The sequence below is a fragment of the Pseudomonas sp. 3296 genome, assembly GCF_031456615.1.
In the GTDB taxonomy this organism is placed as follows: Bacteria; Pseudomonadota; Gammaproteobacteria; order Pseudomonadales; family Pseudomonadaceae; genus Aquipseudomonas; species Aquipseudomonas mucoides.
The window spans coordinates 423,982-438,622 of sequence record NZ_JAVDUY010000006.1 but is presented as its reverse complement, the minus strand read 5'-3'; the positions used below and the strand labels follow the sequence as shown (position 1 = coordinate 438,622).

15 protein-coding genes are annotated in these 14,641 nt (G+C 59.8%); 6 read left to right on the top strand and 9 right to left on the bottom strand.

Annotated features, from left to right (window positions below):
* Positions 1–190 precede the first annotated feature (190 nt).
* Positions 191–1,318, top strand: coding sequence for a HAMP domain-containing sensor histidine kinase (locus J2X66_RS18695; RefSeq protein ID WP_310266937.1), 1,128 nt, complete (start codon positions 191–193; stop codon positions 1,316–1,318).
* Between the two features lie 67 nt (positions 1,319–1,385).
* Here J2X66_RS18695 and J2X66_RS18690 read toward each other — a convergent pair whose 3' ends face one another.
* Both J2X66_RS18690 and J2X66_RS18685 read right to left on the bottom strand, forming a co-directional pair.
* Positions 1,386–1,691: a chaperone modulator CbpM gene (locus J2X66_RS18690; protein ID WP_310266934.1), complete on the bottom strand. Its 306-nt coding sequence runs from the start codon at positions 1,689–1,691 to the stop codon at positions 1,386–1,388.
* 23 nt (positions 1,692–1,714) lie between these two features.
* The gene (locus J2X66_RS18685; protein ID WP_027921940.1) at positions 1,715–2,662 is read right to left on the bottom strand and encodes a DnaJ C-terminal domain-containing protein; all 948 of its coding nucleotides are present in this window, start codon (positions 2,660–2,662) and stop codon (positions 1,715–1,717) included.
* Positions 2,663–2,955: 293 nt separating this feature from the next.
* Between J2X66_RS18685 and J2X66_RS18680 the strand changes: the two genes are divergently transcribed.
* Positions 2,956–4,230: an Hsp70 family protein gene (locus J2X66_RS18680; protein WP_310266930.1), complete on the top strand. Its 1,275-nt coding sequence runs from the start codon at positions 2,956–2,958 to the stop codon at positions 4,228–4,230.
* 56 nt (positions 4,231–4,286) lie between these two features.
* Here the strand turns inward: J2X66_RS18680 and J2X66_RS18675 are convergent, their stop codons facing one another.
* The 3 genes from J2X66_RS18675 to J2X66_RS18665 all read right to left on the bottom strand — a co-directional run bounded on the left by J2X66_RS18675 (position 4,287) and on the right by J2X66_RS18665 (position 6,848).
* Positions 4,287–5,300 (bottom strand): AI-2E family transporter, encoded by a 1,014-nt coding sequence (locus J2X66_RS18675; RefSeq protein ID WP_027921942.1) that lies wholly within the window; start codon positions 5,298–5,300, stop codon positions 4,287–4,289.
* 251 nt (positions 5,301–5,551) lie between these two features.
* Positions 5,552–5,989: a PsiF family protein gene (locus J2X66_RS18670; protein WP_310266928.1), complete on the bottom strand. Its 438-nt coding sequence runs from the start codon at positions 5,987–5,989 to the stop codon at positions 5,552–5,554.
* A 64-nt stretch (positions 5,990–6,053) separates the two neighbouring features.
* Positions 6,054–6,848, bottom strand: coding sequence for a helix-turn-helix transcriptional regulator (locus J2X66_RS18665; protein WP_310266926.1), 795 nt, complete (start codon positions 6,846–6,848; stop codon positions 6,054–6,056).
* Positions 6,849–6,945: 97 nt separating this feature from the next.
* On the opposite strand from J2X66_RS18665, the gene J2X66_RS18660 reads away from it, so the two are divergent.
* Positions 6,946–7,833: a DMT family transporter gene (locus J2X66_RS18660; RefSeq protein WP_310266923.1), complete on the top strand. Its 888-nt coding sequence runs from the start codon at positions 6,946–6,948 to the stop codon at positions 7,831–7,833.
* A gap of 33 nt (positions 7,834–7,866) precedes the next feature.
* Here J2X66_RS18660 and J2X66_RS18655 read toward each other — a convergent pair whose 3' ends face one another.
* From J2X66_RS18655 to J2X66_RS18645, 3 genes are all read right to left on the bottom strand, one after another.
* Complete coding sequence (locus J2X66_RS18655) at positions 7,867–8,757, bottom strand: triacylglycerol lipase (protein WP_310266921.1); 891 nt, start codon at positions 8,755–8,757, stop codon at positions 7,867–7,869.
* A 119-nt stretch (positions 8,758–8,876) separates the two neighbouring features.
* Entirely contained in the window at positions 8,877–9,182 is a 306-nt protein-coding gene (locus J2X66_RS18650) for a multidrug efflux SMR transporter (protein WP_007947555.1), read from the bottom strand.
* A complete protein-coding gene (locus J2X66_RS18645; RefSeq protein ID WP_310266918.1) occupies positions 9,183–9,821 on the bottom strand; it encodes an NAD(P)H-dependent oxidoreductase in 639 nt (212 codons plus the stop codon). It lies immediately after the preceding gene.
* A gap of 120 nt (positions 9,822–9,941) precedes the next feature.
* Here J2X66_RS18645 and J2X66_RS18640 point away from each other — a divergent pair, with 120 nt between their 5' ends.
* Positions 9,942–10,844, top strand: a complete 903-nt coding sequence (locus tag J2X66_RS18640; protein WP_310266916.1) for a LysR substrate-binding domain-containing protein — start codon at positions 9,942–9,944, stop codon at positions 10,842–10,844.
* 114 nt (positions 10,845–10,958) lie between these two features.
* Complete coding sequence (locus J2X66_RS18635; protein WP_310266913.1) at positions 10,959–11,489, top strand: ferritin-like domain-containing protein; 531 nt, start codon at positions 10,959–10,961, stop codon at positions 11,487–11,489.
* A gap of 108 nt (positions 11,490–11,597) precedes the next feature.
* Here the strand turns inward: J2X66_RS18635 and J2X66_RS18630 are convergent, their stop codons facing one another.
* Positions 11,598–13,673: an AsmA family protein gene (locus tag J2X66_RS18630; protein ID WP_310266911.1), complete on the bottom strand. Its 2,076-nt coding sequence runs from the start codon at positions 13,671–13,673 to the stop codon at positions 11,598–11,600.
* Positions 13,674–14,062: 389 nt separating this feature from the next.
* Between J2X66_RS18630 and J2X66_RS18625 the strand changes: the two genes are divergently transcribed.
* Complete coding sequence (locus J2X66_RS18625; RefSeq protein WP_310266908.1) at positions 14,063–14,533, top strand: hypothetical protein; 471 nt, start codon at positions 14,063–14,065, stop codon at positions 14,531–14,533.
* Positions 14,534–14,641: the final 108 nt, after the last annotated feature.

The window sequence follows — 14,641 nt, the reverse complement described above, 5'->3', positions numbered from 1 at the left end:
CGACGAAAACAAAAGCTCAAAAAACATCGCTGAAATCACGAATACATCAACGTCGCATTTGATTTAAGAATCTAAAAAACAGGCAATTACCACCCGAAGCCCGTACAAAAATGCCCCCCCGCGTAATGGTAGTTTTTAGCGAGCAGCAAAGAGGCTAAGATGCGCCAGACTTCCCATCAGGAAACCGGACATGCGCCTACCCGAATTCATCAGGCAACACGTGGACCGTATCGTCGATGAATGGGAGCAGTTCGCCAGCACCATTACCCCGGCGGCCGAGCACATGGACAGGGTCGCCCTGCGCGATCACGCCAAGGTCATTTTGCTGGCCGCCGCGCGTGACATGACCACCGCGCAAACCACCAGCGAACAAATGGCCAAGGCCAAGGGCGAAGGCCCGGAAAAAACCCCGAGCCTGGACGAGGCCGGTGCCAGTCACGGCGAACTGCGGCATACCGTAGGATTTGACCTGGTGCAGATGACCTCGGAATTCCGGCATCTGCGCGCCTGTGTGATCCGTTTGTGGGTCGATACCCTGGAATCACCGGACCTGACCTACTTCCAGGACATGATCCGTTTCAACGAAGCCGTCGACGAAGCCCTCGCCGAGTCCACTGCGGCCTATGCCGATCAGGTCAATCACTCACGGGACATCTTCCTGGCGATTCTCGGGCATGACCTGCGCGCGCCGCTGCAAGCGGTGAGCATGTCCACTGAATTGCTGATGCGAAAAGTGGCGCTGGAAGGCGATGCACTCGCCTGCGCGAACAACATAAAGCGTGGCGCACGGCACATGGCGGTGATGGTCAGCGATTTGCTGGAGCTGGTGCGCAGCCGTTTGGGCAAGAGCCTGCCTATCGAGCCCGCGCCCATGGACCTGGCCGATGCCGCGGACGCGGCGATTGCCCAGGCCTGCGCCGGTAACCCGGAGTGCGATCCGACGGTAAAAGTCGTGGGGAACACCCAAGGCGTCTGGGATGCCGGGCGGATCGCTCAACTGATGCAGAACCTGATCGGCAATGCCTTGCAGCACGGATTGAACACACGTGATGTAACCGTCACCGTGAGCGGTGAGCCTCAGGCGGTTCGCCTGACGGTGCACAACTTTGGCGTGCCGATTCCCGAGGAGGCCATTGGCACCATCTTCGACCCACTGGTGCGCAGTGCCGACGAAGAACTGGGTCAGCCAACGACCAGCCTTGGCCTGGGGTTGTTTATCGTCAAGGAAGTGGTGAATGCCCATGGCGGGACGATAGAGGTCAGTTCGAACGAGACTGACGGGACACTGTTTACGGTGGTGTTGCCCCGGAACGGATAGGCAGGGATACCGCGTTATCGTTCTTCACGAGCCTGTTCGCGAAAGCGGATTGACAGGCAATCGAGACCTACTCGACCACCAAACGCCCCAACCGTTGCTTCAACATCCGGTTCTCGGCCCGCAACTGCTGAACCTCTTCCAACAGATCCAGCGCCAAGGCAACGCCTTCCCACTCCAGCTCCAGGTCGCGCCGCAACTTGGCGGCGCGCTTGGCCAGTGACAACTCGTAATCGTTGAAACGCCAATCCTTGGGCTGCTTGCCCTGAGGTTCGAGGATGCCGTGTTCGACGATTTCGATCACGTAGACGGCCGACAGGTCGGTCGCCTCACAGAATTCTGCCAGGTCCAGGTGAACGATCAGGGGGTTGCTCATGATGGGCTACTCCGTCTCTTGGATCAGAAGTTTTCTCTTGGGTTGAACTCGGCTTTTTTCGCCAGTTCCTGCCACAACGCCTTGACCTCATCGTTCGAGGTTTTTGGCATGACCGCCTTCAATTGCACGAACAGGAAGCCACGTTCGCCCGCCTTGTTCAGCAGGCCGTGGCCCTTGGCACGCATGCGCTGGCCGTTCTGGCTGCCGGCCGGGACCTTGAGGTTGATCTTGCCGGTCAGGGTCGGCACCGCCACTTCGGTACCCAGCGCCAGTTCCCACGGTGCCAGTGGCAACGTGATGATCAGGTTCTCGCCTTCGACGTCGAATTTAGGGTGCGGCGCAAAGCGGATGATCAGGAACAGGTCGCCATTGGCGCCGCCACCAATCCCCGGGGCCCCTTGGCCCTTGAGGCGAATGCGTTCGCCGTCGGTCACGCCGGCCGGGATCTTTACGTTCAGGCTTTTGGTGGTGTTGCTGACATGCTGGCCGGCCGCGTTGTACTGCGGCACTTGGAAGGTGACCTTCTTCGATTCGTTCGAGAGGCTTTCTTCCAGAAAAATTGCGAGTTCCATTTCCACGTCTTGCCCTCGACGTCCCGCACTGCGACGCGACTCTCCACCGCCAAAACCAGGCCCACGGTTACCGAAGATCGAACTGAAGAAGTCCGAAAAATCGCCCGTGTCCTGACCACCACCGAAACCACCGGCACCACGCCCCTGCCAACCTGGCGGGCCCTGGAACGGCTGGCCGTGCTGGCCGTATTTGCGCAAGTCGTCGTATTCGGCGCGTTTGTCGGCGCTTTTCAGCGCTTCATAGGCTTCCGAGGCGTCCTTGAATTTCGCCTCGGCGTCCTTTTCCTTGCTGACATCAGGGTGATATTTGCGCGCCAGCTTGCGATAGGCAGCCTTGATTGCCTTGTCGTCAGCGGTCGGTTCCACACCGAGAATCTTGTAATAGTCTTTGAAGTCCATCTAAGGATCACCATCCGTTATCAATTCGCGCAGCCACGCACAGCATGCTCCTGTTTGCAGCATTTGGATTGACCGATCTCAACTTTGTGACCGGGCGGCGCGTCAGAAGTTTATCGGCAGCGGGCGGCGGTTCTTGCGACCGCCGGTTGGCTACCAGGCCCATGCCAGCAAGTTTGGGGCAAAGCTGAGTGTTTCAAGCGCTAATGCCTGCGAAATAGCGGATAGTCGGCCTTCGAATATTCGTCGCACTGACATACACTGCGCGGCCGTTTTTTAACCGGAACCTGAAAGTCATGAAAAACGCATCTCCAGCCCGTGCCTGTGGTATCGACTTCGGCACGTCCAACTCCACCGTCGGCTGGCTGCGCCCCGGCATGGAAACGCTGATCGCGCTGGAGGACGACAAGATCACCCTGCCCTCGGTGGTCTTCTTCAACATGGAAGAACGCCGCCCGGTGTATGGCCGTCTGGCGCTGCACGAGTACCTGGAAGGCTATGAAGGCCGACTGATGCGCTCGCTCAAGAGCCTGCTGGGCTCCAAGCTGATCAAGCACGACACCAGCGTTCTCGGCACGGCGATGCCGTTCAAGGACCTGCTCGGGCTGTTTATCGGCCAGTTGAAGAAGCGCGCCGAAACCGCCGCTGGTCGGGAGTTCGAGGAAGTGGTGCTGGGTCGCCCGGTGTTTTTCGTCGATGACGATGAAATGGCCGACCAGGAAGCCGAAAACACCTTGGTCGACGTGGCCCGTGCCATTGGCTTCAAGGATGTCTCGTTCCAGTACGAACCGATTGCCGCGGCGTTCGACTATGAGTCGACCATCGAAAAAGAAGAGCTGGTGCTGATCGTCGACATCGGCGGTGGTACCTCCGACTTCTCGCTGGTGCGCCTGTCGCCTGAACGCCGTACCCACGACAACCGTCACGATGACATCCTCGCCACCGGCGGCGTGCACATCGGTGGGACCGATTTCGACAAGCAGCTGAGCCTGCAAGGCCTGATGCCGCTGTTCGGCTACGGCAGCCGCATGAAGAGCGGGGCCTACATGCCGACCAGCCACCACATGAACCTGGCGACCTGGCACACCATCAACTCGGTGTACTCGCAAAAGTCGACCCTGGCCCTGGGCAGCATGCGCTACGACATCGAAGACACCGGCGGCATCGATCGCCTGTTCAAGCTGATCGACCAGCGCGCCGGGCACTGGCTGGCCATGGAAGTGGAAGAAACCAAGATCCAGTTGACCCATGCCGACAGCCGCCATGTGCCGCTGGACCGGATCGAGCCGGGGCTGAGTGTGGAACTGAGCCGCGCCCTGTTCGAATCCGCCATCGAAGCGTTGCTGGAGCGCGTGCGCAACAGCGTGACCCAGATGCTCAACGACGCCAACGTGCGGGTTGATCAGGTGGATACGGTGTTCTTCACCGGTGGTTCGAGTGGGATTCCGGCGCTGCGCAACAGTGTTTCGGCGATGTTGCCGAAGGCGCGGCATGTGGAAGGGAACATCTTCGGCAGCATTGGTAGCGGGTTGGCGATTGAAGCGTCGAAGCGTTACGGCACGATGGACTGATCCGAAACCCTGTGGCGAGGGGGCTTGCCCCCTCGCCACAGTAGATCAACAGTCGCTTAGACCATCCCCACCTGCCTCAACTCGCTCTTCAGGTACGCGTAATAAATCGGCCCCGCCACCACCCCAGGCAGGCCGAACGCAGCTTCGAACACCAGCATTGCCAGCAGCAACTCCCACGACTTGGCACTGATCTGCCCGCCGACAATCCGCGCATTGAGGAAGTACTCGAGCTTGTGGATAAAAATCAGATAACCCAGCGCCGCCACCGCGACCCAGATCGACAGTGACAAACCGACAATGGTGATCAGCGTGTTTGACATCAGGTTGCCGATTACCGGCAGCAAGCCGAGCAGGAAGGTCAGCACGATCAGGGTTTTGGTCAACGGCAGCTTGATGCCGAACATCGGCAGGATCACCGCCAGGAAGATCCCGGTGAAGAAGGTGTTGAGCAGGGAAATCTTGATCTGCGCAAACACGATGTTACGAAATGCCTGGACCAGCAAATGCAGACGATCAAACAACGCAGCGGCCAGCGGCTTGCGTTTGGTCAGGTCCGGCACGCGCTGCAAGGCAATGATCGCTCCTAGCACCATACCGATCAGCAGCGTCACGAACATGTGCGCCGCATCCTTGCCGACCAGTTGCAAATCGCTCAAGTGCTTGCTGATCCATTCGCCGATGGCCACGCGAAATTCACCGGCGCTGGCGGGCAGATAGGCGTCGATGAACGGCGGCAATTGTCCGCGCGCGCGTTCAACCACGTGCATGAATTTATCGAGGGACGCGCCGGGGTTTTCCGCCTCGTGCAGCAGGAAACTGAAGGCGCCGGCAAAGATCAGCGCCAGCACACTCACCACCAGGGTCCCGAGCAGCGCCACCGCCAGCCAGCGCGCACGCCGCCCTTCGATCAGCCGCTGCAATTGCGGCGTGAGCATATTGACCAGTTCGAACACCAGCAGGCCGGCCAACAGGCTAGGCAGCAAGCGCAGCGGGATCACCAGCAGCAACCCACCAAAAATGATGACCCAACTGATCAGCAGCAAAACGTGGCGTTGAGAAAACGTTGGCATACAGCCTCAAAACGAACGGCGTAAAAAGGATTGGCAGTCTGCCAGCGTTCCGGTGGCAGCACTAGGGATTGTGTCGATCGACTTTGGTCGGGGCTCTGGTGATTTTTTTGCAGCGCGCCGACGGGCCTCTTCGTGAACTGGCTCGCTCCCATGGGTCCTGCGAACATAGATCTATTGTGGGAGCGAGCTTGTCTGCGGGCGGCGTTCCGACTAAGAGGCCCTCTGCGCCCCCACATATTCTGGATCAGAACTTATTTTTTCTTCAGGCAATCACTCATGAACGCCTTGCGCTCATCGCCCTTCAGTGCCTTGGTGGCCGCATCGGCGTTGCAGGCTTTCATCTTCTCTTGCTGAGGGGTCATGGCTTTCACGTCAGTGGCGGCCGGCTCGGCTTTTAGGCAGTTACTCATGAACGCCTTGCGCTCATCACCTTTCAACGCCTTGGTGGTGGCGTCGGCGTTGCAGGTTTTCATCTTCTCCTGCTGCGGGGTCATGGCCTTGACTTCAGCGGCGGCCGGCGCTGCCTTGAGGCAGTTGCTCATGAACGAATTGCGCTCATCGCCCTTGAGGCTTTTGGCCGTCGCATCGGCATTGCAGGTCGTCATCTTGTCCTGCTGGGCAGTGGCCGCAAAGCCTTGGGAGCAGAGCAGCAAACCGATCATCAACAAAGGGGCACGCAACATCTTCATGGAGTTTTCTCCTTGTTGCCGCACCGATGGGCACGGCCTCATGCTGGAGTGTAGACAACCCCTGTTACACCTTCCTGTTCTCCAGGTGACTGCGTCGATACTGCTCCGGCGTACACCCGGCCTGACGCTGAAACATTGCGATAAAAGCCGAGCCGGTGCTGTAACCCATGTCGAAGGCGATGTCTTGAACACTGCGCTGGCTGTCCAGCGCCTCGATCGCCGCGAGGAAGCGCAAGCGCTGGCGCCATTCACCGAAGCTCATGCCCAGTTCGCGAACGAACTGCCGTGCCAGGGTGCGTTCGCTGACATGGATCTGCGCAGCCCAGTCGGCCAAGGGCCGGTTATCGCCCGGTTCGGCTTGCAAGGCTTCGAGTATCCCGAGCAACCCCGGACTGCTGGCGTAAGGCAGATAGCATTCATGCACCGGCGCCAATTGCAGTTGATCCACCAACACCTGGCCTAGGCGAACGTCCGCCTCGTACTCGGGAATTTTCACATCCCGCGCCGCGAAGTCCTTGAGGATCGCCTTGAGAATATCGCTGATTGCCAGCGTACAGGCCTGTTGCGGCAACTCGCGGCACAGCGACGGCGCCAGGCACACCGCACGATAGTTGATCGGCTGGTTGCTATAGAAGCTGTGCTCGGTCTCGGGCGGCACCCACACCGCGTATTGCGGCGGCGACATAAAGCGACTGTTGCCGATTTCCATGTGCAACACGCCATTGGCCGAATATTCGAGCGTGCCCCAAGGGTGGCGGTGAGCCGAGGCGTATTCGTGAGTGTTGAAGTCGGCGTAGCGGAAATAAATCGGAGCCGGCAGTTCGCTGAACTCCAGCAGGTCGATGTGTTTACTGGTCATGCTGTCCGTCATCAAGGGCCGATTGTCTGGATCGAAGTATAGGCTTGTATCCAGACAAGGGGATAATTGCCCCTCATTAACGTTCTGGTTTTTTCCGATGCAATACGCTTATCCCCTGCTGGCCATTTTCATTTGGGCTGGCAACACCGTGATCACCAAAATGTCGGCCGGGGCGATCTTCCCCGCCGAGATCGGTTTCTACCGCTGGCTGCTGGCCGCAATGCTGTTCACGCCGTTCATGCTCAAACCGGTGATCGCGCATTGGCCGCAGATTCGTCCGAACCTGGGCAAGATTTTCGTTCTCGGTGTGCTGGGCATGGCGGTCTATCAGAGCCTGGCCTACTTCGCCGCCGCCCTGACCTCGGCCACCAACATGGGGATCATCCTGTCGCTGATGCCGCTGATGTCGCTGGCCATGGCGATTATCAGCCTCGGGCAGCGCCTGACCGTCGGCGCATTGGCCGGTGCAGTGCTGTCGTTTGCCGGTGTGTTGGTGGTGGTGTCGTCCGGCAGCCTCGGCGCGCTGTTGGAACATGGCGTGAACCTGGGCGACGCGATGATGTTGATCGCCACGCTGGCCTATGCGATTTACAGCACCTTGCTGAAAAAATGGCAGCTGCGTTTGCCGCCGCTGGTGTTGTTGTATTTGCAGGTATGGGTGGCGGTGGTGGTGCTGTTTCCACTGTTTGCGGCTTCACCGAAGGTCGGGCCGACGCTGCAGAATATTCCGCTGGTGCTTTATGCCTGCCTGCTGGCTTCAATGTTGGCACCGCTGGCGTGGATGCAGGCGGTGGTGCGGTTGGGACCGAGCCGGACCACACTGTTTTTCAACTTGCTGCCGGTGATGACCGCGCTGATTGCGGCGATGGTGCTGCATGAGCAGTTGGCGATGTACCACCTGGTGGGCGGGCTGTTGACGCTGGGTGGGGTGGTGCTTTCTGAGCGTTGGACCACGGTGATTGGCCGCAAAGTTCGGGTTGCCTGAACTGAAGCCTGCTCGCAAAAAAGGCGACTCGGTCTAGACGCCTGCCGCTTTGAGCCGGGCGGCATGCTCGACAAACAACCGGATCGGCTCGGCCCCCTTCCCCACCAACCCCAGCGACTGATTGACGATGTCGAAATGATCCAGCGGATATTCATCGCCAATCACCGTCCCCAGGTGCGAGCTGTAACGCCCGACCATCCCGTCGCAATGCCCGGCCTCGTTCACAAAGGTTTTGGCAAACAACCGGCAACTGCGATGAGTCCCGTCCAACAGGTTGCGCCCGCGATCCGTAACGCCAGGCTGCAACTTCCCGGACCAGGAGTAATAACGCACGCCATTGACCTCCTCCGGCCCGTGCCCGCCCCAGGTTTCAGGCAAGCCCTGTGGATAACGCTGATTGAACAGCGCCACACCTTCGGTGGTGAGTGAATGATGGGAGGCATGGATATCCACCGGCAGCTTCGGCCCGCGATAACCGGTTTCGAGCAGGCTCATCAACGCGGCAATCATCCGCAATAGAAAGGTCAGCAACCGGCCCCTGGCGCTGTCATGCGGGTAGTGTTTGTGCAGGTAATCGGCCAGTTCCGAACCGTGATTCGGCCCGGCCACCGAGGTCACCGACGCCACAAGGTCCGGGCGTTTGGCGGCAGCGTATCGGGCCGTCAGCGAGCCCTGGCTGTGACCGAACAGGTTGACCTTCTCGGCCCCGGTCTCGTGCAGGATTTCCTCGATCCGCGCCAGCAGCTGTTCGCCGCGCACTTCACTGGAGTTGAGCGGTGAAACCTGTACCGCGAACACCGTCGCCCCACCCTGGCGCAACGCCGCGACGATGCCGTACCAGTAGGGGTAGAGCACCAGCCGGATAAACCCGAGCATTCCCGGGACCAGCACCAACGGGAAGCGCGTGGCGGAACCTTGTGACATGGGCGAACGTCCGTGTGGTCGATTAGATAAAGCAAGGCGCGATGCAAGACGTCAGCCAAGCATCGTCACCGAAGATGACAACTCGACGACCAGTCTATGACAACCGGCCCACGTGAGCGCTACTTCAACCCAACCACACCCGCCACGATGAGCCCGACCGACACCAGTTTGATCGCGGTCAGGCTTTCACCCAGCAACGCAAATCCCAGGAATACCGTGCCCAGTGAACCGATGGCGGTCCAGATCGGATACGCGATGCTCACCGGCAACTCGCGCATGGCCAGGGTCAGGAAGTAAATCCCGCCCACGGCGGCCACGACCGTGATCAGCGACGGCCAGAGCCGGGTGAAGCCTTCGGCGTACTTCATGCCCATGGCGAAGGTGACTTCGAACCCGGCGGCGATCAGCAGAAACAACCAGGCCATCTAAAACTCCCGGGCCAGCGCCAACAGGCGCTGTTCGGCCTCGGCGGCGGAGATCCGGAAGGTGCGCTCTTCGGACTCTTCGCCCTCGGCGGCGACCACGGTGATGTCGGTAATGCCGATGAATCCCAGTGCCGTGCGCAGCAACGGATCAGCGTGGTTCATGGCTTCCAGCTCACCGCCCGGGCCGAAGCCGAAACCGCCACGACTGGTGACGATCAAGGCTTTTTTGCCCCGTACCAGCGGCTCGTATTGGGCCACGCCGTTGTCCAGGCTGTGGTTGAACGTCAGGCCGAGCCGCACAACCTGATCGATCCAGGCCTTGAGGCCGCTGGGCACGCTGAAGTTGTGCATCGGCGTGGAAATCACCAGCAGATCGTGGCCGAGCAACTCGCCCACCAATTCGTCGCTGAAGGCCAGATCAGCCTGCATCGACAGCGGTCGCGCATCCGGTTCCGGGTAAAACGCGGCGGCTATAAAGGCTTCATTGACCGGTGGGATCAGCGCCCGGCCAACTTCGCGGCGGGTCAACTGAGCGTGTGGATGGCGCGCCTGCCAGGCCGAAAGAAACACTTCCGCCAAACGGCGGGAGTGAGAGCGGTCGCCACGGGGGCTGGCGTGAACGGCAAGAATTTTACTCATCTGAATCTCCTTGGGATTACACTCGAACGGCGTGTGGATTGCAGCTTGAAGCTCACCGCCAACCGCTTCAAATGAGCAGAAATCAGTCAGGATGAATTCATTTCATCCATGGAGTCTTGAATGTTCGCCTCGTTGCCACTGACCGCCCTGCGCGCCTTTGAATCCGCTTCCCGCTTGCTGAGCTTCAAGGCGGCGGCCGAAGAACTCTCGGTAACGCCGACCGCGGTGTCTCATCAGATTCGCTCCTTGGAAACCTGGCTCGGCGTGCCACTGTTCGAGCGACTGCCACGGCAAGTGCGCTTGACCGACGGCGGTGAACGGCTGTTCCGCAGCCTGCACGGTGCCTTTCTGGACGTGGCGCAAAGCGTCGATACCTTGCGCCCGCAACGCAACGGCACGACCCTGACGGTTTCCACCACGGCAGCCTTCGCGGCGTTGTGGCTGGTGCCGCGCCTCGGGCGCTTTTATGCGCGCCATCCCGGCATCAGTCTGCGCCTGGACACCCACTGCGAAGTCATCGATCTGCATCAGGACGCCAGCGTCGATCTGGTGCTGCGCTACAGCCTCGACACCTACCCCAACCTCTATGGGTTGTGTTTGTTCGATGAGTCCTTCGGTGTCTACGGCTCGCCCGAGCAGGTCGCGTTGGCCGCCACTCGCACGCCGACGCTGATCAGCGTGCACTGGCACAACTCCAAGCTGTACGCCCATGGCTGGGAGGCGTGGTGCGCGCGGTCGGGCGAGTCATGGTGGGCCCGCAAACCGGCGATCCGTGAATACGACGAAGAGCATTACGCCCTGCAAGCAGCGATTGCCGGGCAAGGCCTGGTGCTGGCGAGCAATATTCTGGTGTCGGAAAGCGTGGCCAGCGGGTTGCTGGTGGCGTATCGCGGCGAGATTCAGGTCGATGGCGCCGGCTATAGCGCGCTGTGTGTGCCGGGGCGCGAGCGACATCCGCCGGTCCGGGCATTTTTTGCGTGGTTGCGCGAGGAGGCGTTGCTGTCCGGGCATACATTGGCGTGAGGCCGCCGATTACAAATCACATCAAACTTTTCGGCGCGCGCATGACTCACAACTTTCGTAGCGATCACTTCTTTAGAGGGTGACGCAAACCGGATTAGCCTCCAGGAGAACGAGATGAGTGACATGCATTTGTCTGATGTAACCACCCTTCGTGAACGGGCTCGCCAGAATGTCGAGAATGGCGCGGTCACTGAAAGCTACAGCGCTGACCGTGATGAAGTCCTGCGCCTGCTCAACGTCTCGCTGGCCACTGAACTGGTCTGCGTGTTGCGCTACAAGCGTCACTACTTCATGGCCAACGGCTTGAAAGCCCATGTGGCGGCCGATGAGTTTCTCGAACACGCGACCCAGGAAGCCGAACACGCCGACCGCCTGGCCGAGCGCATCGTGCAGCTGGGCGGTGAACCGGAGTTCAACCCGGATCTGTTGTCGAAGAATTCCCATGCCCAGTATGTGGCGGGGAACAACCTCAAGGAGATGGTCTACGAGGACCTCGTTGCCGAGCGTATTGCCATCGACAGCTATCGCGAGATCATTCAGTACATTGGCGAGAAAGACCCGACTACGCGGAGGATCTTTGAGGACATCCTGGCTCAGGAAGAAGAGCATGCGGATGACATGGCAGACATTCTGAAAGACCTGTAGCGCTGACAGACCGCCTTCGCGAGCAGGCTCGCTCTCACATTTGCCCTGAGAACATCGGACCATTGTGGGAGCGAGCCTGCTCGCGAAGAGGCCATCATGAACAACCCATTACTTTGTTGGCTTGACGGTCACAGGCGCCTTGCCCGCCTTCATCTGCTCCAGCAACGGCGCACACTGGTTCGGCTCACCACCACTGGGCGCCACCAGCGCCAACAACCCGGCCGCCGGCGCGGCAATCACGCCCAACGCCACCATTCCCGCCCCGCGCAGCATCAGCGGCACCGCTTTCACCCCGGCATCCGGCTTGATGAACTTGCCCCGTACGTACAGCGGCGAGCGCAGTGAAATCAAGCGCCAGCCCTTCGACTCCGGCGTAATGGTGAGGTCCAGTTGTTCGGTCGCCATGTTCGCGGTGCCATCGATGTAGATGATCGCGTTCTCCGTATCGAAGACGAACAGACGCGTGGTCGCCAGCCCGGTCTTGATGTCGAAGTCGGCCGCCGCGCAATTGATCTTCACTTCCTTGTCGCCGAAGATTTTGCCGACCACGTAGTTACCGACATTGAGCCCGGCCAGCTCCATCAGCTCGCGGCTGATCGCGCCGTCATTGATCAGCAATTTCAGAGTGCCGTTGGCGCTGCCCAGCAGCTGGGCCACCGAGTTGCCGCGCCCCGAGAGGTCAGCATCGCCATTGAGCTCGCCGAAACTGGTTTTCATCGGTTCGAAGGTCGGGAACAGTTGCTTGAGCTTGAACTTGCGCGCGGTGAGCTTGGCCTGCCCCTCCAGCGGTTCGGTCCGGCCATTCAAGCGAATCTGCGCTTCCAGATTGCCGCCCGCCACGCCAAAACGCAGGGGTTCGAGACTGAGCTGGCCGTCGGTCAGCACCAGGTGTGTATAGAGGTCGGTGAACGGCAATTTTTCGCTGTGGACGATGCGCTTGCCGGTGAATTCGACGTCAGCGTCCATGTCGCGCCAGCGCTCGGTCTTGAACGCTTCGACCGGCAATACTTTATCCGTAGGCTGCTGGCTGTCAGCGCCACGGGCCTTTTGCTTGGCATTGGAGTCGGCGCCGATCAGCGGTGCGAGGTCAGCAAACAGCAGTTGGTTGGAGAGCAATGAACCACTGAGCTTCGGCCTTGGCTGACTGGCGACGTACGCCAGGCTGCCATGAATGTCACTCTCGCCGATCTTGCCGTTGAAGTCTTCATAGCGGAACACCGCGCCATTGGGTTCATGCAGTTTGGCAATCAAGTGCCCGTCGGTGGCGTACGGCGGCGTATCCGGCAGTGTCACACCGGTCAACGGATACAGATTGCCAAGGCTGGTGCCGGCCAGTTTCAATCGCAGGTCCAGCGCGCCGAGGTTCAGCGGATCGGTCAGGGTGCCGGCCAGTTCGACGCTGGTATCGGCAATCTTCACCTGCGCCTGCAACGGGAACGGCTTGGCCGCGTCCTGCAACGCCAGCAAGCCGCCGATCTTGCCGGAGCCTTCGAGTTTCTGCGCGTGGTATTGGCCTTTGACCTTGAGGGCGAAGGCATAGTCCTGGGGAGCAGTACCCTTCTCAAGGGCGGCTTTCGCGGCCTTGTCACCGACAATGTCGCTGAACGGAATTGGCTTGCCCAGCGGATCGATGAGCACATCGAGCTGCGTCTTCAGGTTCTGGTCGTCAAGGGTGAGGTGGCCCTTGTCGAAGCCAATGGCGCCGATATCGACCACCCAGTTCGACGGTTCGGCGTTGGGGTCTTTCGGGTCGAATTTGAACGTCCAGTTGGCGCGGCCGTCGGCCAAACGCTGGAGCTGCGCGTTCGGCTCAGTCAGGTCGATGCGCGGGATCACCACTCGCTGCGCCAGCAGGGCCAGCGGCGAAATACGCAATTCAACGCGCTTGAGGGTGACCAACTGCGGTTGTTTCGACCAGTCCGGGTTGCCGAGGCTCAAGTCTTCGGCTACCACATGCGGCCACGGCACCCAGGCCCGCCAGCTACCCTCGTCAGGCTCGCGCTGCCAGACCACCGCGAGGTTGCCATTAATAGCAAACGCTCGGTGCAACTCTTCGGAGACTTTGCTGTTGATCGTGGGTTTGATCCGGTTCCAATCGAAGAACACGATCATCAGCACGAGTATCGCCAGCAGTACAACCAGACTGGCAAAGACCCAGGCAAAAATCTTGGGGGTGCGCGTCATTGCACAGAACTCCTGAATACGACTGAGCGCCCTGACTGCGACGCACGTATGAAACGTTAGGCCAGAACCGGCCTGCCATGACAGCTAGGACTGGGAAAAGCCGCGCAGGTTTAACCGAAAAGCCTATTAACGTTCAAATAATCCCCCGCCATCACTCTGCGCGCTCCAAACGGTGTTACCGCCACCCGCACTATTGTGCGGCGCGAGTGAGTCGAAACTTCCCACTCCAGTGCAAAAACACCCGCCGGAAAGGCCCGTTCTAGAGCGCTCCAGCAGAACAATCAATTCTGTTGATTATTACCATTGCGTTTATGAACTTTCATATCGACTTATCGAGAGTAGCATTGCCCTCGTACCCACTTTATCGCCCTCCCAAGGAGCAACCCATCATGAAACGCCAACTTCTGCTTAGCCTGACCCTCTCGATGCTAGCCAGCACCGCTTTCGCTCTGCCAGCCGCTGATCAGGCCACTCCGCAAGTCAAAGACAGCCGCTCGGTGTTCAGCCAAACCGTCGCCGCTGATGGTTCCGACCGCACTCCTCAAGGCCAGACCCTTGCCGAAGGCGGTAACGATCGCCTGAAAGAAAAAGGCCTGATCACTCAAGATGGCTCGGATCGCACTCCACAAGGTCAAACCCTGGCTGCTGACGGTTCCGATCGCACTCCACAAGGTCAGACCCTGGCTGCTGACGGTTCCGACCGTACTCCACAAGGCCAAACCCTGGCTGCTGACGGTTCCGACCGTACTCCACAAGGCCAAACCCTGGCTGCTGACGGTTCCGACCGTACCCCACAAGGCCAAGCCCTGGCTGAAGGTGGTGGTGACCGTGTGATCGAACGCAACAGTGCTCTGAGCTAAGCCTCATGGCCGCCCTGAAAAAAAGCCCAATCCCCGGATTGGGCTTTTGACTTATAAAGAAGCCGCGTTTCCCCCCGCCTGCCCCCGATAGTCGTTCGACGCCAGCGA

What these genes read in the sequence shown, in the direction of transcription:
- J2X66_RS18670 (WP_310266928.1), bottom strand. Translation starts at nt 5,989, where the DNA reads ATGAAGATGTTGCGTGCCCCTTTGTTGATGATCGGTTTGCTGCTCTGC.
- J2X66_RS18650 (WP_007947555.1), bottom strand. Translation starts at nt 9,182, where the DNA reads ATGGCCTGGTTGTTTCTGCTGATCGCCGCCGGGTTCGAAGTCACCTTC.
- J2X66_RS18660 (WP_310266923.1), top strand. Translation starts at nt 6,946, where the DNA reads ATGCAATACGCTTATCCCCTGCTGGCCATTTTCATTTGGGCTGGCAAC.
- J2X66_RS18685 (WP_027921940.1), bottom strand. Translation starts at nt 2,662, where the DNA reads ATGGACTTCAAAGACTATTACAAGATTCTCGGTGTGGAACCGACCGCT.
- J2X66_RS18645 (WP_310266918.1), bottom strand. Translation starts at nt 9,821, where the DNA reads ATGAGTAAAATTCTTGCCGTTCACGCCAGCCCCCGTGGCGACCGCTCT.
- J2X66_RS18680 (WP_310266930.1), top strand. Translation starts at nt 2,956, where the DNA reads ATGAAAAACGCATCTCCAGCCCGTGCCTGTGGTATCGACTTCGGCACG.
- J2X66_RS18625 (WP_310266908.1), top strand. Translation starts at nt 14,063, where the DNA reads ATGAAACGCCAACTTCTGCTTAGCCTGACCCTCTCGATGCTAGCCAGC.
- J2X66_RS18675 (WP_027921942.1), bottom strand. Translation starts at nt 5,300, where the DNA reads ATGCCAACGTTTTCTCAACGCCACGTTTTGCTGCTGATCAGTTGGGTC.
- J2X66_RS18640 (WP_310266916.1), top strand. Translation starts at nt 9,942, where the DNA reads ATGTTCGCCTCGTTGCCACTGACCGCCCTGCGCGCCTTTGAATCCGCT.
- J2X66_RS18635 (WP_310266913.1), top strand. Translation starts at nt 10,959, where the DNA reads ATGAGTGACATGCATTTGTCTGATGTAACCACCCTTCGTGAACGGGCT.
- J2X66_RS18655 (WP_310266921.1), bottom strand. Translation starts at nt 8,757, where the DNA reads ATGTCACAAGGTTCCGCCACGCGCTTCCCGTTGGTGCTGGTCCCGGGA.
- J2X66_RS18690 (WP_310266934.1), bottom strand. Translation starts at nt 1,691, where the DNA reads ATGAGCAACCCCCTGATCGTTCACCTGGACCTGGCAGAATTCTGTGAG.
- J2X66_RS18695 (WP_310266937.1), top strand. Translation starts at nt 191, where the DNA reads ATGCGCCTACCCGAATTCATCAGGCAACACGTGGACCGTATCGTCGAT.
- J2X66_RS18665 (WP_310266926.1), bottom strand. Translation starts at nt 6,848, where the DNA reads ATGACCAGTAAACACATCGACCTGCTGGAGTTCAGCGAACTGCCGGCT.
- J2X66_RS18630 (WP_310266911.1), bottom strand. Translation starts at nt 13,673, where the DNA reads ATGACGCGCACCCCCAAGATTTTTGCCTGGGTCTTTGCCAGTCTGGTT.